General features: G+C 32.6%; 16 protein-coding genes. 7 read left to right on the top strand and 9 right to left on the bottom strand.

What is annotated here, in order from left to right:
- Window positions 1-2 precede the first annotated feature (2 nt).
- Window positions 3-2,855, bottom strand: a complete 2,853-nt coding sequence (gene carB / locus EIG86_RS03685) for a carbamoyl-phosphate synthase large subunit (protein ID WP_127844793.1) — start codon at window positions 2,853-2,855, stop codon at window positions 3-5.
- Between the two features lie 88 nt (window positions 2,856-2,943).
- Complete coding sequence (gene rpmH / locus EIG86_RS03680; protein ID WP_127844792.1) at window positions 2,944-3,105, bottom strand: 50S ribosomal protein L34; 162 nt, start codon at window positions 3,103-3,105, stop codon at window positions 2,944-2,946.
- A gap of 139 nt (window positions 3,106-3,244) precedes the next feature.
- Between rpmH and EIG86_RS03675 the strand changes: the two genes are divergently transcribed.
- Entirely contained in the window at window positions 3,245-3,760 is a 516-nt protein-coding gene (locus EIG86_RS03675; protein ID WP_127844791.1) for a DUF2892 domain-containing protein, read from the top strand.
- Window positions 3,761-3,803: 43 nt separating this feature from the next.
- Here EIG86_RS03675 and EIG86_RS03670 read toward each other — a convergent pair whose 3' ends face one another.
- Together EIG86_RS03670 and EIG86_RS03665 are read right to left on the bottom strand one after the other, a co-directional pair.
- On the bottom strand, window positions 3,804-4,535 hold the full coding sequence (locus EIG86_RS03670) for a response regulator transcription factor (RefSeq protein ID WP_127844790.1): 732 nt from the start codon (window positions 4,533-4,535) through the stop codon (window positions 3,804-3,806).
- A complete protein-coding gene (locus EIG86_RS03665; protein WP_127844789.1) occupies window positions 4,532-5,128 on the bottom strand; it encodes a hypothetical protein in 597 nt (198 codons plus the stop codon). Before EIG86_RS03665 ends, EIG86_RS03670 begins: the two co-directional genes overlap by 4 nt.
- A 177-nt stretch (window positions 5,129-5,305) precedes the next feature.
- Between EIG86_RS03665 and EIG86_RS03660 the strand changes: the two genes are divergently transcribed.
- Window positions 5,306-6,013 (top strand): TlpA family protein disulfide reductase, encoded by a 708-nt coding sequence (locus EIG86_RS03660; protein WP_127844788.1) that lies wholly within the window; start codon window positions 5,306-5,308, stop codon window positions 6,011-6,013.
- 223 nt (window positions 6,014-6,236) lie between these two features.
- Here the strand turns inward: EIG86_RS03660 and EIG86_RS03655 are convergent, their stop codons facing one another.
- On the bottom strand, window positions 6,237-7,175 hold the full coding sequence (locus tag EIG86_RS03655; RefSeq protein WP_127844787.1) for a lytic transglycosylase domain-containing protein: 939 nt from the start codon (window positions 7,173-7,175) through the stop codon (window positions 6,237-6,239).
- A gap of 8 nt (window positions 7,176-7,183) precedes the next feature.
- Window positions 7,184-7,867 carry an alpha/beta hydrolase gene (locus EIG86_RS03650; RefSeq protein ID WP_317129908.1) on the bottom strand — a complete coding sequence of 228 codons (684 nt, stop codon included), beginning with the start codon at window positions 7,865-7,867 and terminating at the stop codon, window positions 7,184-7,186.
- A 135-nt stretch (window positions 7,868-8,002) separates the two neighbouring features.
- On the opposite strand from EIG86_RS03650, the gene EIG86_RS03645 reads away from it, so the two are divergent.
- The gene (locus EIG86_RS03645; protein WP_317129907.1) at window positions 8,003-8,308 is read left to right on the top strand and encodes a GNAT family N-acetyltransferase; all 306 of its coding nucleotides are present in this window, start codon (window positions 8,003-8,005) and stop codon (window positions 8,306-8,308) included.
- A 129-nt stretch (window positions 8,309-8,437) separates the two neighbouring features.
- Here EIG86_RS03645 and EIG86_RS03640 read toward each other — a convergent pair whose 3' ends face one another.
- The 3 genes from EIG86_RS03640 to EIG86_RS03630 form a co-directional block, all read right to left on the bottom strand.
- Window positions 8,438-11,476, bottom strand: a complete 3,039-nt coding sequence (locus EIG86_RS03640) for a tetratricopeptide repeat protein (RefSeq protein ID WP_192901703.1) — start codon at window positions 11,474-11,476, stop codon at window positions 8,438-8,440.
- Window positions 11,477-11,575: 99 nt separating this feature from the next.
- Window positions 11,576-11,914: a sensor histidine kinase gene (locus tag EIG86_RS03635; RefSeq protein WP_127844785.1), complete on the bottom strand. Its 339-nt coding sequence runs from the start codon at window positions 11,912-11,914 to the stop codon at window positions 11,576-11,578.
- A 153-nt stretch (window positions 11,915-12,067) separates the two neighbouring features.
- On the bottom strand, window positions 12,068-13,234 hold the full coding sequence (locus EIG86_RS03630) for a BspA family leucine-rich repeat surface protein (RefSeq protein ID WP_127844784.1): 1,167 nt from the start codon (window positions 13,232-13,234) through the stop codon (window positions 12,068-12,070).
- 327 nt (window positions 13,235-13,561) lie between these two features.
- Here EIG86_RS03630 and EIG86_RS03625 point away from each other — a divergent pair, with 327 nt between their 5' ends.
- From EIG86_RS03625 to EIG86_RS03610, 4 genes are all read left to right on the top strand, one after another.
- Complete coding sequence (locus EIG86_RS03625) at window positions 13,562-14,254, top strand: cell division ATP-binding protein FtsE (RefSeq protein ID WP_127844783.1); 693 nt, start codon at window positions 13,562-13,564, stop codon at window positions 14,252-14,254.
- Between the two features lie 10 nt (window positions 14,255-14,264).
- Window positions 14,265-16,415, top strand: a complete 2,151-nt coding sequence (locus EIG86_RS03620; protein ID WP_127844782.1) for a M3 family metallopeptidase — start codon at window positions 14,265-14,267, stop codon at window positions 16,413-16,415.
- Window positions 16,416-16,511: 96 nt separating this feature from the next.
- Complete coding sequence (locus EIG86_RS03615) at window positions 16,512-17,396, top strand: glycosyltransferase family 2 protein (RefSeq protein WP_127844781.1); 885 nt, start codon at window positions 16,512-16,514, stop codon at window positions 17,394-17,396.
- Window positions 17,393-18,328 (top strand): glycosyltransferase family 2 protein, encoded by a 936-nt coding sequence (locus tag EIG86_RS03610; RefSeq protein ID WP_127844780.1) that lies wholly within the window; start codon window positions 17,393-17,395, stop codon window positions 18,326-18,328. The genes EIG86_RS03615 and EIG86_RS03610 overlap by 4 nt, the downstream gene beginning before the upstream one ends.
- The last annotated feature ends 29 nt before the right edge of the window (window positions 18,329-18,357 follow it).

The following is an 18,357-nucleotide window of genomic DNA, read 5'->3' as shown; positions in this document are numbered from 1 at the left end:
GACTATTTGCTTAAATACATTTTTCGTCTAGTGTACAATTCGTAAAACGTATCGTCTCTCAGGTTATCGATAAACAAAATACTTTCTCCTGTACTTTTCATTTCTGGACCAAGTTGTTTGTTGACATTATGGAATTTATCAAAAGAAAAAACTGGTTGTTTTATTGCGTAACCTTCCAATTCTGGATTGAAATTAAAATCCTTCAGTTTATTTTCTCCCAACATGATTTTTGTCGCATAATTCACATAAGGTTCTTTGTAAGCTTTGGCTATAAAAGGCACAGTTCGTGACGCTCTAGGATTGGCTTCAATGATGTAAACATTGTCATCTTTAATAGCAAATTGAACGTTTAGCAGTCCAACTGTATTGAGTGCTAAAGCAATTTTCTTTGTATGATCTTTTATTTGCTCAATAACTAAATCTCCTAAATTGAAAGGCGGTAATGTTGCGTTAGAATCTCCAGAATGCACGCCACAAGGTTCGATGTGCTCCATAATTCCTATGATGTAAACATCTTCTCCGTCGCAAATAGCATCAGCTTCAGCTTCTATAGCGCCATCTAAATAATGGTCAAGCAACAATTTGTTGTTTGGAATTTTCCTCAACAAATCGACCACATGCTGCTCCAATTCTTTTTTATTAATCACGATTTTCATGCCCTGACCACCTAAAACATAAGACGGTCTTACCAAAATCGGAAAGTCCAATTCGTCTGCAAGTGCCAAAGCTTCATCGGCGGTTTCAGCGACGCCAAAGTCAGGATATGGTATATTATTGTCTTGAAGTAATTTTGAAAAACTTCCGCGATCTTCTGCTAAATCTAAAGCTTCGTAACTTGTACCTAGAATTTTAATTCCATAGCGGCTAAGTTTTTCTGCTAATTTCAAAGCTGTCTGTCCACCAAGTTGAACAATGACACCTTCTGGGTTCTCATGTTTGATAATATCATAAATATGTTCCCAAAACACAGGCTCAAAGTAAAGTTTGTCTGCTGTATCAAAATCTGTTGAAACTGTTTCTGGATTGCAATTGATCATGATTGTTTCATAACCGCATTCAGCAGCTGCTAATACGCCATGAACACAGCAGTAATCGAACTCGATGCCCTGCCCTATTCTATTTGGTCCTGAACCTAAAACGATAACTTTTTTCTTGTCCGTAACTATACTTTCATTGTTATTCACGATTTCACCTTTGGTATTGGTGACGTCGGCTTCAAAAGTTGAATAATAATATGGTGTTAGTGCCTCGAATTCTGCAGCGCAAGTATCCACTAATTTATAAATACGATTGACTTGAAGTTCTTCTCTTTTTTTATAAACTTCACTTTCTAAACAACCTAACATGTGCGCAATCTGACGATCTGCAAAGCCTTTTTGTTTGGCTTCCAACATTAAAGCTCTGGTAATTTCGTCTATTTTCAATTTTGAAATCTCTCGTTCCAAAACATACAATTCTTCGTATTGCTTCAAAAACCACATGTCTATTTTAGTGATTTCATGAATTCTGCTCAGTGGAATTCCTAACTGAATGGCATCATAAATTACAAATACACGATCCCAGCTTGCGTATTCAAGCTTACTTAGAATTTGATCGTAATCTGTGTAACTTTTACCGTCTGCACCAAGCCCATTTCTTTTGATTTCTAAAGATTGCGTGGCTTTATGCAAGGCTTCTTGAAATGAACGCCCGATGCCCATCACTTCACCGACAGACTTCATTTGTAAACCTAAAGTTCTATCTGAACCTTCGAATTTATCAAAGTTCCAACGTGGAATTTTAACAATAACATAGTCTAAGCTAGGTTCAAAAAAGGCTGAAGTTGTTTTTGTAATCTGATTGTCTAATTCATCTAAATGATAACCAATGGCCAATTTCGATGCAATTTTGGCAATCGGATAACCCGTTGCTTTGGAAGCCAATGCAGAAGATCGAGATACACGTGGATTAATTTCAATAGCAATAATATCTTCTTTATCATCGGGACTTACCGCAAATTGAACATTACAACCACCGGCAAAATCGCCGATACTTCGCATCATTTTGATTGCCATATCTCTCATTCGTTGATATGCGCTATCACTTAAAGTCATTGCTGGTGCGACTGTAATTGAGTCTCCAGTATGAATCCCCATTGGATCCATATTTTCTATACTACAAATAATCACCACATTGTCATTGCGATCTCTTAGCAATTCCAACTCGTATTCTTTCCAACCTAAAAGTGCCTTATCAATAATTACTTCATGAATTGGAGAAGCTTCTAGTCCACGGGTGAGCAATTCTTCAAACCGATCTTCAGAATATACAATGGATGCTCCACTACCGCCTAAGGTGAATGAGGCTCGAATAACTAATGGAAAACCAAACTCCTGAGCTACTTCTTTACCTTGTAAAAATGAAGTTACCGTTTTAGAAGGTGCAACGCCAATACCAATGTCTTGCATTAACTTTCTGAATTTCTCACGATCTTCAGTTATATTGATTGCGTCAATGTCTACTCCAATAATTTTTACACCAAAATCTTCCCAAATGCCTTTGTCATCTGCTTCGATACAAAGATTTAGCGCTGTTTGTCCACCCATAGTTGGCAAAACAGCATCAATTTCAGGATGGTTTTTTAAAATTTCTATTATAGACTTTGTATTTAAGGGTTTTAAATACACATGATCCGCCATAGATGGGTCGGTCATAATCGTCGCTGGATTGCTATTTATCAAAATAGTCTTGATTCCATCTTCGCGAAGTGATCGTAAAGACTGAGATCCTGAATAATCAAATTCGCAGGCTTGACCGATAACAATTGGTCCGGAACCGATGATTAAAATAGTTTGTATGGCTTTGTTTTTTGGCATTTTGGTATTGTTTTTATTTGACAATTATATACAAAAAAAGGCGTTGCAAAAAGCAACACCTTTATATCTAGAAATTAAATTTCATTTCTTATCTTTTTCTAAGACTCATTTCAGAAGAAACGCTCAATTTTTTTCTGCCTTTCGCTCGTCTTCTTTTAAGAACTTTACGACCGTTGACAGAAGCCATACGCTCTCTAAATCCATGTTTATTCTTTCTTTTCTTATTTGAAGGTTGAAAAGTTCTTTTCATCTTAATATCGCTTTAATTGTTGTAATTCTTTTTTTGGAAACTGCGTGCAAATATACGATTCATTTTTAGTTTTGCAAATCTAATAATAAAGTTTTTTACATTTCTTTTTCCTAAATTTGCATTTCAAAAAATTAAACGCATGTTTCATAAAAATATCAAGTTAATTATTGCCGGATTAATCATAGCTTTCGGCATTTATCAAATTGTTGAAGGTTCGATTGGCAATGGGATTTCGCTAATTCTTTTGTCTGGTATTTTCATCTTTTTGTACTTCAAAAATGAAATGATTTTATTAGCATTTTTAAGATTGAGAAAGCAAGATATGGCTGGCGCTAAAAAATGGCTAGATAAAATCAAGAATCCAGAAGCTGCGCTTACACAAAAGCAACAAGGTTATTTCAATTATCTACACGGCTTATTGTTATCTCAAACTAACATGACTAAAGCCGAAAAATTCTTTAAACGTGCCATTAAGCTTGGTTTATCTATGGATCAGGATTTGGCTATGGCAAAACTCAATTTAGCTGGAATTGCGATGACAAAACGAAGAAAAAGAGAAGCACAAATGCTACTTAAAGAATCTAAAAAACTTGACAAGCATGGCATGCTGAATGAGCAAATTCAAATGATGAAACAACAAATGAAGAAAATTTAGTCTTTATTAGTTGATTATCAAAATTCAAAAAAATAATATTGAATCAATTACTGAATTTCTTTCGGTATGTAGTTGGTGAAACACCAATAGATTTTACAAATGCATTGGTAAAACTTGAATTTGAAATATAACCCAAATCAAAAGCGATTTCGTTAATAGGTTGCGTGGTGTTTTTCAACTTCAAAGTTGCAAATTTCATTTTTTGATCATAAATGTATTTATAAGGTGTCATTCCCACCTCTTTATCAAATTGTCGAATTAAATGAAAACGGCTCCATCCAGAAACTTTTTCTAAATCCTCCATGGTAATTTTATCGTTCAGGTTTGCCGAGATAAACTCTACTGTTCGTTTCACAGGTCGAGAATAGGTTTTGAGGCTTTCATCATCTTCTTCATTATTTCTTGAAGATTTGCTGTTGTATAGGGCAACTTCAATATTGCTAATCACATCTACTTCTCGAAAAGGTTTGGACAAAAAACCTGCTGGCTCTGTCATTTGGATGCGCTTTAGAGTTTGAGAGTCAGTATGTCCTGTTATATAAATAAATGGAATGTTGGAATTATTATTTAGATAAGAACCCATTTGGAGTCCTTCATATCTGCCATCTAAATTGATGTCTAGCAGAATTAAATCTGGTTGATAAATCGTCAATTCTTCTTTAAAATCTTTGTAATTATTGCAGGTTGAGACCGTATAATCATTTTTCTCCAAAATAATTTGAAGTTGCGAGGCGACAACCATGTCATCTTCTACGATTAGTACTCTTGTTTTCATTGGATAGGAATTAATAGATTGATTGAGGTTTTCGAAATCTCTAAAGTTGCTTTAAGTTGTGATTTTAATATATTTATAATTTTAAATTTTGATTCATATTTATATTTAAAATCAGAGTAATTGGTTAAGTCTTTGAATGAGAATGTTAAGTTAATGTTTTTATTTAAAATATTATAATCAATTTGTAATTTTCTTTCAAGAAGTAAACTGAAATCTACAAATTCAATTATAAAATAAGCTAAAACTAAAATATCATTGAGTTTCATAGCATGTTCATCTATTTCAGATACCTTGAATTGTGTAGTATGTTCAGACACATTAAGATGCTGAGTAAATTGAGATAAAAATTGCTGGAGCGGCAATTGTGGTTCTGTAGATTGGTCTGACTTTACATTGCTATGATAAGAATCGTAAGCTAAGGTTAGAGCAAACATTCTGTCCGTTATCACCTTTTTTTCATTGAAATAATTTCGCTGTGTAGCCTCTTGAATTTGCAGTAAACCCATCTGAGTCTGCAAATTATTTTTTAACCTGTGTAAAGTTCTTTCAATGAAATATTCTGTTTCAGATGTCAAATTTTCTTTGTTTGTCATAGCTTTTCTATTCTTTGCTGACAAACAAAGATAAGGAAGATTGTTTTCAGAAAATTAATATATTTTAATAAAAAAAAGTTATAACACTATAGCCTCATATTATCTAGAGGCTTAATAAATCACTAATTGTCAATTTTTTTTATTAACTTTAAATTATAACTTCTAGAATTAATCTGAATGATGAAAAATTACATCCTTATTGTATTCGTTTTGCATTCATTCATTTTTCATTCTCAATCGGATTCGGAAACTGAAAGGAAAACTTACTTTTCAGAAATGATTGCGACTTACCAACCTCGATACCAAAAGAAAGCTAAAATAGCCAGAAATCTTGGTAATCGTCAATTAACCGAAGAATTGCTAGACACACTAATCAATCAAAAATTAATTGGGAGTTATATGGACAATTTCAATGTGGATTGTTTAGCCTCTAGAAATTGTTGTTTGAATGATTACAAAAAACCAATATATCTAATAACTTATGCCTCGTGGTGCATTCCCAGTAAAGGTGAAATTCCAGCAATCAACGATTTTATCAAAAATCACCACAAGAACATAGATTTTGTGCTTTTACTTTGGGATGAAAAACGAGAAGTTATAAAGTTTTCTCGCCAATTTCATCGTAAAATGGATGTTGTCTATGTCAATGAATTGAAAAATAGAGATGCTTATACTGTGAGAATGTTAAAACATTCGCTAGGCTTCCCAACTACATTTTTAATTGGAAGCGATAAAAAAATTCTTGAAATCAGAAAAAACACACAAATTCATCCCAGTACAGATGCCAAAAAAGCACTTGAAATCTGCGTTTCTGAAATTAAAAATGATATTCAAATTATCATGAATTATGAATCTAAAATTAAGCAGGAAGATGTTGAAGAATAATTACTTTGAAAAAATCACCTATCTTAGTTCTAAATTAATCAATACAACCACAAAAATTTGCTACAGTAATTTTTCGATGAAACTTATAGCAAGTTTTGAGCCTAAATAATCACTAAAAAGTAACCATAACCACAACTCCACTAACACCCAGAACACCACTTAAAAAACCTGCTAGAAGTCCTATGATTATTAAAAAATGATGACTGTAAAACTCATAGCAAAATTATTTTACAGGTATTTTAATTTCATACACTTTTTTGGAATAATTATCCAAATGTTTGTCCCTTAACCAAGGATTATAAATTTTTAGTGTTTTATAATTTATATCGAATTGGCGACCAAACTGAACAAAGTCGCTTACTGCTGTATCAACTTTTACTTTTTTTGTTGGTTGAAATTTATATAAATCATCTTCTGAATAAATAAATCCAAATTCCTCTGCATTTGATAAAATATGTTTTAAAGCCATAATTCTGAAAACATATCTAGCAGTTTCAGGATTAAGTAGTAAATCGTAGTAATCCTCTACTTCCTGACGTTTCAACTCCCTTGAAATTCCAGCATTTCCAGCATTGTATGCCGCAGCTGCTAAAGTCCAAGAACCGAAGCGTTCTTTCGCATTTTTGATGTATTGACAAGCCACTTCTGTAGACTTTTCAATGTTGTAACGCTCGTCAACATTACTATTTATTTCTAAGCCATATTCTTCTCCAGTAGATTCCATAATTTGCCAAAATCCTGTTGCACCTGCTGGTGAAACAACATGTTCTAAACCACTTTCGGCAACTGCTAAATATTTAAAATCATCTGGAACACCGTTTTTTTCTAAAATCGGTTCTATTATCGGAAAATATTTGTTAGCACGTTTAATAAGTAAAAGTGCATTGGATTGCCAGTAAGTATTCACCAAAAGCTCACGGTCCATGCGTTCCTTAATATCTGGAATTTCTAGAGGCGCCTTTTCTCCGGCAAGGTCAATTTCATCTGGAATTTCTAAAGCAAAAACATTATAATCCTCTTCGAAAGATTTTTCAGGAGATTTTTTGTCTTCTGAAGTTGAATCTCCATTCATGAAGCTTGTTGTCGCCACATAAGATAAAACTGTAAAACAAAGCAATCCAAAAATAAAGATTGATTTTTTGAAAAATGTATCTAATTTCATAAGGTATTTTAATTTAATTTTCCTTCTTCTATTAATTTAGGTAAGTTTTGATTGAACCATCTAAATTTAGTTATTATCATTATATGAGTTCCACCTGGAATAGCAATGCAATTTTCAATATTTTTTATTGGAAACACCAAATCTTCTTTACCATGGATGTGAACCAATCCCTCTATCGGCTTGTCCTGATTCCAGCAAAGCATTTCTTTGATTGCCCAATCCAGGTATTTTTTATCATTAACAGATAAGTATTGTTGGTATAATTTAATCCTTTTCTTAACCAAATTTCCAACTGGCAAACGCTCAATCTGTGACATATAATTTAGCAAACTGGTTGGTAAAAATTTATAAATCCCTGTATTTCTGGCAAATTTCATTCGGAAAGGTAATTCGTTTTTAGTTTTTACACTAGACACGATTATTAAACGCTTAACTTTCAGAAAACGACTCATTTCCTGAACCAAAACACCTCCAAAAGAAACACCGATCAAAACAATTTCCTTGTTTCTATCAATATCTGTCGCCATCCGTTCTGCATAATGAGTCAAAGATTCCTCATCCTCAGGTATTTTCCAATGCAGCCACTTCAGTTCATATTTATCTTTAGCCAGATCAATATGTTCAAATATTGTAGGATTTGCAGCCATTCCTGGCATTAAATAAACCTCTAAAAGAGAATTTGAATCTGACACTTAACTTAAATTTTATGCAAAAATAAGATTTAAATATATTGATTACCTTTGTCTTCGACTTAAAGTTTTACAAATCAATACAATTTATTAATTGGTTTTTACTTTTTGAAATTGAAATGGTCTTATAAAATAAATATGATGAAAAGTGTTGATTTTGAAATAAATAAAAATGAATTTCAAAGACAGTTTGAAGCCGAGTTAGATGGCGAAAAATTGATAGTTGAATTCGCAGAACAAGAGCGAAAAATATTTCTAACTAAACTGAATATACCTGAAAAGTTTGTAGACACTGAAATTCAAGATCAATTTCTAATCAAAATTTTGGACAGTTTTGTAGACACTAGATTTAAAGTGATGCCGACTTCTCCTGAAATTGCAAAATTCTTCAGAAGAAATAGGCTGAAATACAAAGACTTACTACCAACAGGAATTAGTATTTAGCAAGAATTCCTGATTTATTTATAATGGTTTTCTGGTTTTAATTAAATTCGTGTTTGATGAAAATAAAAAAGCCCTTGAAAATAAAATTTCAAGGGCTTTTTTGGTAATTAGCAAATAATATTAATCGCCTTAATTTCCTTCAACTTCCTTTTCTTTATCAACCTCTATAGAAGCATTGGTTTCGGCTTCTTTCGCTTTAATTTCTTTTAGTAAAGTTTCGGCTTCTTTGGTGACTTCTGGGTAATTGCTGAAGTTTTTAATAGCACTTTCTAAAATATATGTTGCATTGTATGCATCGTCTAAAGCATAGAAATTTTTAGCCATTATGATTAAAGATTTTACGCTAAACTCTCTATATCGCGAATAATTTTTAGTTATTTCTTGCACTACTTTATTAGAAGCTTCATATTCTTTTGCTTTGTTTTTGAAGTAGGCATCATAATATAAAGCTTCCGCTTTCAGTTTGCCATTGGCGGTTTCTAAAACCTCGCGATAAGCAGAAGCCGCTCGCTCTTCATCGCCTACTTCCAGTGAAGCTCTAGCGATAAAAATTTTAGCATCGCTAATTACCTCATCATCAATATTGTCTTTATTCAAAATATCTTCTGCATAATTGATGGCTTTTTGATAATCTTCAGTTTCATAATAAGCCTTCATCAAATTAGTCTTGGCAAAAAGAACATTTTCTGAAAAACTGGCTTCAGTTTCAAGTCTATTCAATACCGAAATCGCTTTATCATATTCACTTTCAGATAAGTATATTTGAGATAATCTTCGCAAAGATTCTTCGGTGAATTCACTAGAAGCACGATCGATGACATTCTCATAATATGGTACAGAAGCCGATTTTTGATCATTATTATAATACAATTGTGCAAGATAAAAATTGGCACTCAGACTGCTTTTTCCATTTGGAAACTCCTCTAAATATTTTTCAAAACCTTTAATCGCTTTGTCTGTTTCGTTGTCCAAAAATTTATTTTCTGCCGCTTCATAAGTGGCTTCTTCAATATCAGAATCTGCAACTTCAACAAAATCAAGACCTCTCACCCACTTTGCATATTCATCGGTTTGACCTAAATCTATATAAATCAAACGCACGGTTTTGATAGCTTGCAAAGATTCTTGAGAATTTGGATACTGATTGACCAAAGATTTAAATTGGTTTAAAGCCTTATCGTAGTTTTCATTATTGTAGTAAATTAAAGATTGTTTCGATAAAGCTTTCGGATAATAAATACTGTTTTGGTAATCGGAAATAATGCTTTGGTAACTCTGTATTGCTTTGCTGTCTTTGTTTTCTGATGCATAAGTATTTCCGAGTTCATACAAAGCATCATCGCGGTAAATTGAATTTGGATATTTTTTTAAAAATTCATTCAAATTGTCAATTTTTTTCTGATTTCTATCTACAAATCCATAACTGTATGCTTTTTGAAAAAATGCATAATCGCTATTGTAATCTTTCATAGCAATGGCTTCATTGTAGGCTTCCATCGCTGGCCAATAGTCTCCAAGTGCAAAATGTGAATCACCAAGTCTTACGTAAGCATCGTATAAAGTTTGAGATGGGCGTTCAGTTTTGGTAAAGCTTTCAAAAAAGTTTTTTGCCTGTGCATAATTTTTAGTTTTGAAATACGCGTAAGCAATATTATAATCTATTGAAGAAAATTCAGATAGAGTTTTGGATTTACTCATGCCTTTGAATTCTTTATAACCAATCAAAGCTTCTTCATAATTGCCTAAAATATAATCAGTTTCAGCTTTCCAAAACGTTGCTTTCGCAGTGAATTCAGCATCAAGTCGCTGTGATAATGACTTATTGAGGTAGTTTTTGGCAGATTTATATTCGTTTTCTTTAAACAATTCTATCGCATAGTAATAGGTCACTTTTTGAAACGCCAATTTGTTTTCATAATCACGGCTATTTTCCAACATAGAAATAGCTTTTTCGTAATTTTTAGAAGTTATAAATGAGTCAATAAGCAAGTCATTAATCGTTGAGGCATCTTCAGAATTGGGATAAGCTTCCAAATAGGATTGTAGGACTTCAGGTACACTTTGGTAATTGTTTCCAATTTCGTAACTCAATTTGGCATAATTCAAAAATGCATCTTCTTTCAACTCTTCGTCAAAGTTCATTTCTGTGACATTTTTGAAAGCGTTGAGTGCCTGCGTTTTTTTGTCAGTTTTCAAATATGCTTTAGCCAAGTGATAATAAGCATTTTGGGCAACGAAATTTTCACCATCTATAATTTTTGAAAATTCATCTATCGCTTTTTGGTAATCGCCAGTTTCATAATAGGCATAACCCAGTTGGTAATAATCCGTATTGTTCCACTTACCACGATCGCCACGGTATTCTTTCAAATATTCTATGGCTTTTTCATAATTTTTCAAATTGAAATAACTTTCACCGATAATTTTATTCAATTGTGATTTTTCTCGAATATTAGATTTTGGCAATTGCTCTAAGCCTAAATCTATGGCTTTCTGAAAATTACCAAGTTTGAAATTCATATCACTTTGGAAATAAGAAATATTATTGTCCTTCACGCCTTCTCTTTGCGCATCATCAAAAAGTTCTGTTGCAGACTCATATTCGTCTTGTTCATAAGCGATGAAACCAATGTAATATTTGGCTTGTGCACCATATTCTTTATCATCTCGAACACGATTAAACAGTTTTTCAGCTTGGTCATATTCTTTATTTTTAAATAAAGAATATGCATAGTTGAAATGGTACTTCTGGGTTTCATCACGTCCTAAATTGCTAGCATTAACTCGCTTGTACCAATTAATAGCGTCATAATAATTATTATTATCAAAATAAAAATTAGCCACGTTCAAAAATGCTTTGTTGGTTTTGTTGCTCGACGGATAATTAGAAACAAATTTTTCCATTAATTGATCGGCATTTGGCTGACCAAGTTTTATTGCACAATCAGCAATGTAATATTCCAGATTAGACAGCAGTTGCTGACTTTCAACTTGCGAAGAAATCGTTTCAAATTTATTTTGAGCAGCAGCAAATTGATTCTGTTCGTAGAGTTGAATCGCTTTTTGATAGCTTCCCAACACGTCCTTATTGACTTCTGATTGTTGCGCCATCGTTGCCGTTGCATGACAAAATATAAAACTGAAATAAACTAAAAAATTGAATTTCATATTGAAAAAATTTACAAACCAAAGATAAAATTATATGCTAAGATAACGGCTTTGAGCGGATATAATTATACATCTAAATTAGATTTGTAAAGAGGTGTTTTAAAACAGCTGTTTTTCTACATGAGGCAGATGTACCCGTAAGGATATTTCAGTGCCGTGATTGATTTCCGTTGTGACTTGAAAATCGGCATTGATTTGATTGGCTCGTTTTTGCATGTTTTTCAAACCGATGCCTTTTCGCCTTTTAGAATTCTTAAAACCAACACCATTGTCGATAAATAGCATTTGAAAATAACTGTTTTCAAGGGCTAAATCCAAAACTAAAGTTGTGGCTTTAGCATATTTAACAGTATTCGAAATCGCTTCTTGCAGAATTATTAAAATTTCTAACTTTATTTTTGTAGAAATGAGATTCCACTTAAAATTATTTGAATACAAAATATCTGTTTTTAAACCTGAGTCTTCTTAGTTTAATAAACATAAGTGATAGGATTTAAGACAAATAGCCAAAGCCAATTCATCTTAAATTTTGAATATTAGCTCACTTAAGATTTTGTTGCTGTATTTAAATAAAAAAAATCTAACTTCTAATTAAATCGAGCAGTTGGTGAAATTGGGAATTTGATCTTCTGAAAGTAGTGGTGCATCTGATACAAAAACATGACAGTCAATAACATTTTCTACATTCCAGTCACTAATATTTTGATTAAATGAGAAAGCTTCATGAAACATCAAACGCATATCAGTAACATTACTAACATCCCAATTACTAATATTTTGATTAAAAGAGTGAGCCTGATAAAACATCAAACTCATATCAGTAACACTACTAACATCCCAATTACTAATATTCTGATTAAATACTCTAGCACCACCAAACATAGAATACATAAGAGTTACATTACTAACATCCCAATTACTAATATCTGAATTAAATACTCTAGCTTCACCAAACATAACATTCATATCAGTTACATTACTAACATCCCAGCTGTTTATATTTTGATTAAAACTTTGTGCATTTAAAAACATGTAACTCATATCAGTAACACTACTAACATCCCAGCTGTTTATATTTTGATTAAAACTTTTTGCATTTATAAACATGTCACCCATATCAGTAACACTACTAACATTCCAGCTGTTTATATTTTGATTAAAACTTTCTGCATTTATAAACATGTGATTCATATCAGTAACACTACTAACATCCCAATTACTAATATCTGAATTAAATACTCTAGCACCAGCAAACATAAATGCCATCGATTTTACCTGACTTAGATCTGGGATATCAGTTGCAGACATTATAAGGTTAGCACAACCGTTAAATGCATATGCCATAGATGACCATTCGATATCACCCCATTGATCAACGGATAACAATTTGTTGCTATCACTTCTGTATCCATCAGTATTTCTAGTTGGAAATACAATTTTATGAAAGGCAGGATCACCCCCACTTATTTGTATTTGATAAATTCCTGGGGAAGGAAACTTTACTATTGTTTTATTATCACCAATTTCATTTCCATTATTGCTAGGGTTTCCGACTTCTTCCCAGTAAATATCATAATTGGTTCCTGACCCATCAATAAATATTTCATCATCAGCTGAGTACCCTGGATTATCTGTTTTCCAGGTTGTGATAAAAGAACCAGAACCTGAAGAACTATCATCGTCATCACTACAAGAACTTAATGAAAGAAAAAAGCAAATTGTAAAAAGCTGAATCGTAACAAGGAATAATTTTCTCATTTTTATTTATTTTTAAATTTATTTATCGTAAAGTTAACAAAAAAATATATAATGACTATTACAATTAATATATAAAGAAAAGTTTTACTAATCAATAAGAATTTAATCCTGCAAAGACTAACTGAAATTCTTTGTTTTTTAGAATAGATTAGTTTTCTTTAAGTATTGTGATCTTCAGAATTATTAATTAAATCTTCAATTTTAATCTCTACTAGTTTTTTAGCTGTAATTAAATCTGTATAGAGTTAATCAAAATTCAAAATCATCTTTTAATACGACATAAAATAATTATATCTTTAACCTCGATATAAATTTAGCAAACACATTATGTCTGACGTTATTCTTGAACTCAACCAAGCCTCTATTTTCCAGAGAGAAACACTTATTTTGTCTGATGTTAACATCAAAATAAAACGCGGTGAATTCGTTTATCTCATCGGCAAAACCGGTACTGGAAAAAGTAGTTTTATGAAAACACTTTATGGTGATTTGCCTTTACAAAGCGGTTCGGGACAAATTGTAGACATCGACCTACAAACTCTGAAAGAAAAACATATTCCGCAATTACGACGTAAATTGGGTGTTGTTTTTCAAGATTTCAAACTTCTAAATGACCGCACGGTTAAGGAAAATTTGAAGTTCGTTCTCAAAGCCACAGGCTGGAAAGATAAAACCCAAATAGATCAAAAAATAGATCAAGTCTTAAATAAAGTTGACATGAAAACAAAAAATTTCAAATATCCATATCAACTTTCGGGTGGCGAACAACAACGAATTGCAATTGCTAGAGCGCTGCTAAACGACCCAGAACTTATTCTTGCCGACGAACCCACAGGAAATTTGGATCCACAAACTTCAGTAGAAGTTATGGAAGTTCTGCAAGACCTGAATAAAAACGGCAACACCATACTAATGGCAACTCACGATTATGCGTTATTACTAAAATATCCGTCAAAAACATTGAAATGTGATGGTCAGCGCGTATTTGAAGTCGTTCAAAAAAAACAACAACAATTTTAAAGATCACAATATGAAATTTACAAAAAAAATCATAATTGCCACGCTTGTCGCATTAACAGTAGTAGCTTGCAAAAATGATACTAAAAACGAGCAAGATATGAATACCGGAAATGTACTTTTGAAAAAATGGGACGGTCCATATAATGGCGTTCCCCATTTTGACGAAATGAATCTCAAAGACTTAAAGCCAGCAATGGAAAAAGCCATTGAAGAGCATCTGGCTGAAATTGAAAAGATTGCAAATAATAAGGAAGCTGCAAATTTTGAAAATACCATTGCCGAAATGGAACGCTCAGGAAAAGCTATAGATCGTGTTTACACTTACTATGGCATTTGGAGCAGCAATATGTCCTCAGAAGAATTTCGAGATATTCAGAGAGATTTATCACCAATAATATCAGAATATCAATCCAAAATCAAACAAAACGAAGCACTTTTTGAAAGAATCAAAAGTGTTTATGAACAGAGTCAAAAAAAGCCATTAGGCGACCAACAGCAGCGCGTGGTAGATTTGATTTACAAAGAATTCGAAATGAGCGGAGCCAATCTTAACGAAAATGATAAAAACCGCTATGCTGAAATCAATAAAGACTTATCTGAACTTTATACCAAATTTTCCAATAATATACTTCATGACGAGGAAAATTACGTCACTTTTTTAGACGATGACCAAACGAGTGGTTTACCAAAATCATTCATAAAATCATCCATAAAAGCAGCTGAAAATCTAGGAAAGCCAAACAAATACGCCATCATCAATACCAGATCGTCTATGGATCCATTTCTCACCTATTCGGATGAAAGAGAAATGCGCGAGAAAGTTTGGAGAAATTATTATTCCAGAGGAGATAATAAAGGAGAATTTGACAATAACGAGATCATCAAAGAGATTCTAAAGCTTAGAGACGAGCGAGTAGAACTTATGGGATACGAGAATTATGCTGAGTGGCGACTGCAAGATAGAATGGCGAAGAATCCTGAAAACGCAATGGATTTACTTATGAAAGTATGGCCAGCAGCTATAGCAAGAGTTGAAGAAGAAGTCCAAGACATGCAAGCTATCGCCGATCAGGAAAACGCTAACATTCAAATTGAACCTTGGGATTATCGCTACTACGCTGAAAAGGTCAGACAAAAAAAGTATGATTTAGATTCTGACGAAGTCAAACAATATTTAGAATTGGGTAATTTAACTGAAGCTGTTTTTTACGTAGCTGGACGCCTATTCGATTTCCAGTTTGCTGAAATTATAGACAACAGTGTTCCCGTATTTCATGAAGACGTCAAAGTTTTTGAAGTTACCAAAAAATCAGATGGCAGCCATGTCGGTTTATTCTATTTAGATCCTTATGCCAGAAAAGGAAAACGTTCTGGTGCTTGGGCTACAACTTATCGCTCGTACACTAGTTTCGATGGAGAAACCAATGTTTTGGCTTCCAACAATTCAAATTTCGTTAAAGCACCAGAGGGAGAACCAATTTTAATTTCTTGGGACGATGCAGAAACATTTTTCCATGAATTTGGACATGCCTTACATTTTCTAAGTGCAGATGTAAAATATCCAACTTTGAATGGTGGAGTTCGAGATTATACCGAATTTCAATCACAGTTATTAGAACGTTGGTTGTCTACTGACGAAGTCATCAATAATTATTTGAAACACTACAAAACCGATGAGCCAATGCCAAAAACCTTAGTAGATAAAATTAAAAAAGCTTCTACTTTCAATCAAGGTTTTGCCACAACAGAATTCTTGGCTTCGGCAATTATGGATATGAAATACCACACCACCGATCCAGAAAAAATTGAACCTAAAACTTTTGAAAAGGAAGTTCTAGACAATATAGGAATGCCAGATGAATTGGTTATGCGTCACCGCTCGCCACATTTCGGACACGTATTTTCAGGTGAAGGTTATGCCACAGGTTATTACGGTTATTTATGGGCAGATGTTCTTACATCTGATGCTGCCGAAGCATTTGCAGAAGCAGATGGCGGATATTATGACGGCGCATTATCAGAAAAATTGGTCAAATATTTGTTTGCACCGAGAAATGCACTAGATCCAGCTGACGCTTATCGCCAGTTCCGTGGTCGCGATGCTAAAATTGAAGCTTTGATGCGTGATCGTGGCTTTCCGATTCCAGAAGATAAAAACTAAATAGAAACTGCGCAATTATAAATCCAATTGCGCAGTTTTTTTAAATAAAATTAAAACTTTGGAATTCTGAAAAATTTATACCATTGAAAATCCAGTATGCTATCTATACTCATTCCTGCATATAATTTTGACGTTTCTCCATTGATTGAAGAATTACAGCATCAAGCTGAAATTTTAGATGAAGCAGTTGAAATTATTGTTTTTGACGATCATTCAGAGTATCATAGAGAACGAAACAGAAAGGTTGCAAAAAAATTTAATCTAAAGTATCAATATTTAGAACAAAATTTAGGTCGCAGTAAAATTAGAAATTTATTATCCCAGCACGCAAATTTTGAATTTATTCTTTTCTTAGATGGTGATGTTTTGCCTAAATCAAAATTATTTTTAAAGAATTACATCTCAGAAATTTCACCAAAAACTGAAGTTATTTATGGGGGAAGACAGCACGAATTTTCTAGAAAAGATAAGAATAAATTGCGATGGAAATACGGCATTTATAAAGAAGACAAAAGTGTAAAAACACGTCAAAAAAAACCATATCTATCGGTAATTACTAACAACCTCCTGATTAATAAAAGTTTGTTCTTAAGCATCAAATTTGAAGAATCTCTGAATACTTATGGTCATGAAGATACGCTTTTTGCATTTGAATTAAAAAAGAAAAAAGTTAATGTCAAACACATTGAAAACCCAGTCATTCATAAAGATATAGATAGTAATTTAGTTTTTATTGAAAAAACTGAAATGGCTCTACAAAATCTGAAAAGTATTTATATTTCTGGTCAAATTTCACCAAACGAAATCCAGTTGCTAAAAGTCTATGAAAAATTGAAATTTTGGAAATTAGAAAGTGCGTTTACAAGTCTTTTTATTCAATTTAAAGAAAAAATGAAGAATCGCTTAATTTCAAACCAAAACAATTTATTTTTATTCAATATCTACAAATTAGGGTATTTTTGTAAAATCAATAGGCGATGAAGTATTTTTTTTCAGTAATTATTCCGCTTTACAATAAGGAAAATTACATAATGAATACTGTTCAAAGTGTAATAAATCAGGATTTTGAAAACTTTGAAATAATCGTCGTCAATGACGGCTCAACTGATGGAAGTCTTGCAAAATTAGACGCTTTGAAAGACTCTAGATTAAAAATAATTTCACAGAATAACCAAGGAGTTTCGGTAGCCAGAAATACAGGGATTGAAAATTCGAATGGAAAATATATCGCCTTATTGGATGCTGATGACTATTGGTATGCGCATCATTTATCTTCGCTTAAAATTTTGATTGAAAAATTCCCTCAAGCAGGCATTTACTGCGATGCTTACGAAATTATAATGCAAAACAAAACTATCCGTAAAGCTGATTTTAGCACAAGTTTAGCCGAGCAGCCTCAAATTATTGACGATTATTTTGAATCAAGTTTAGTTAATCCAATTATTTGGACCTCTACATCTGCTTTTGAAAAGAAAAAATTTCATGAAATTGGTCCTTTTGACCCAAAATTGCGCACTGCTCAAGATTTAGATTTTTTTGTTAGAGCCGCTTTGAAATTTCGTGTAGCTTTTCACCCTAAAGTTGGAATGCGTTATTTTAAGGATAGTGAAAACAATTTAGCCAAATCAAAATTCAACGAAGATCGCTTGTATTTCATTTCAAAATTTAAAGAAGAAGAGCAAAAAAACCCTTCGCTTAAAAAGTATTTGGATATCAACCGTTTCGCTTTGGTTATTCGCTGTAAAATGGCTGGAGATGAATTATGGCGCAAAGTTATTCATGAAATCAATTTGAAAAACCTCACAACAAAGCAAAAATTCCTTCTGAATCTCAAACCAAAAACATTGAAATTTTCGAAAAGAATTCACTCAATTTTAATTCAAAATAACATTTATTTGACCGCTTTCAAATAGTCCTTAATCAAAAAAAAACCTTTAAAGGA

The organism is Psychroflexus aestuariivivens, from assembly GCF_004010055.1.
GTDB lineage: Bacteria > Bacteroidota > Bacteroidia > Flavobacteriales > Flavobacteriaceae > Psychroflexus > Psychroflexus aestuariivivens.
Note: the sequence above shows the minus strand (reverse complement) of the source record. Positions and strands in the feature narration are given on the sequence as shown.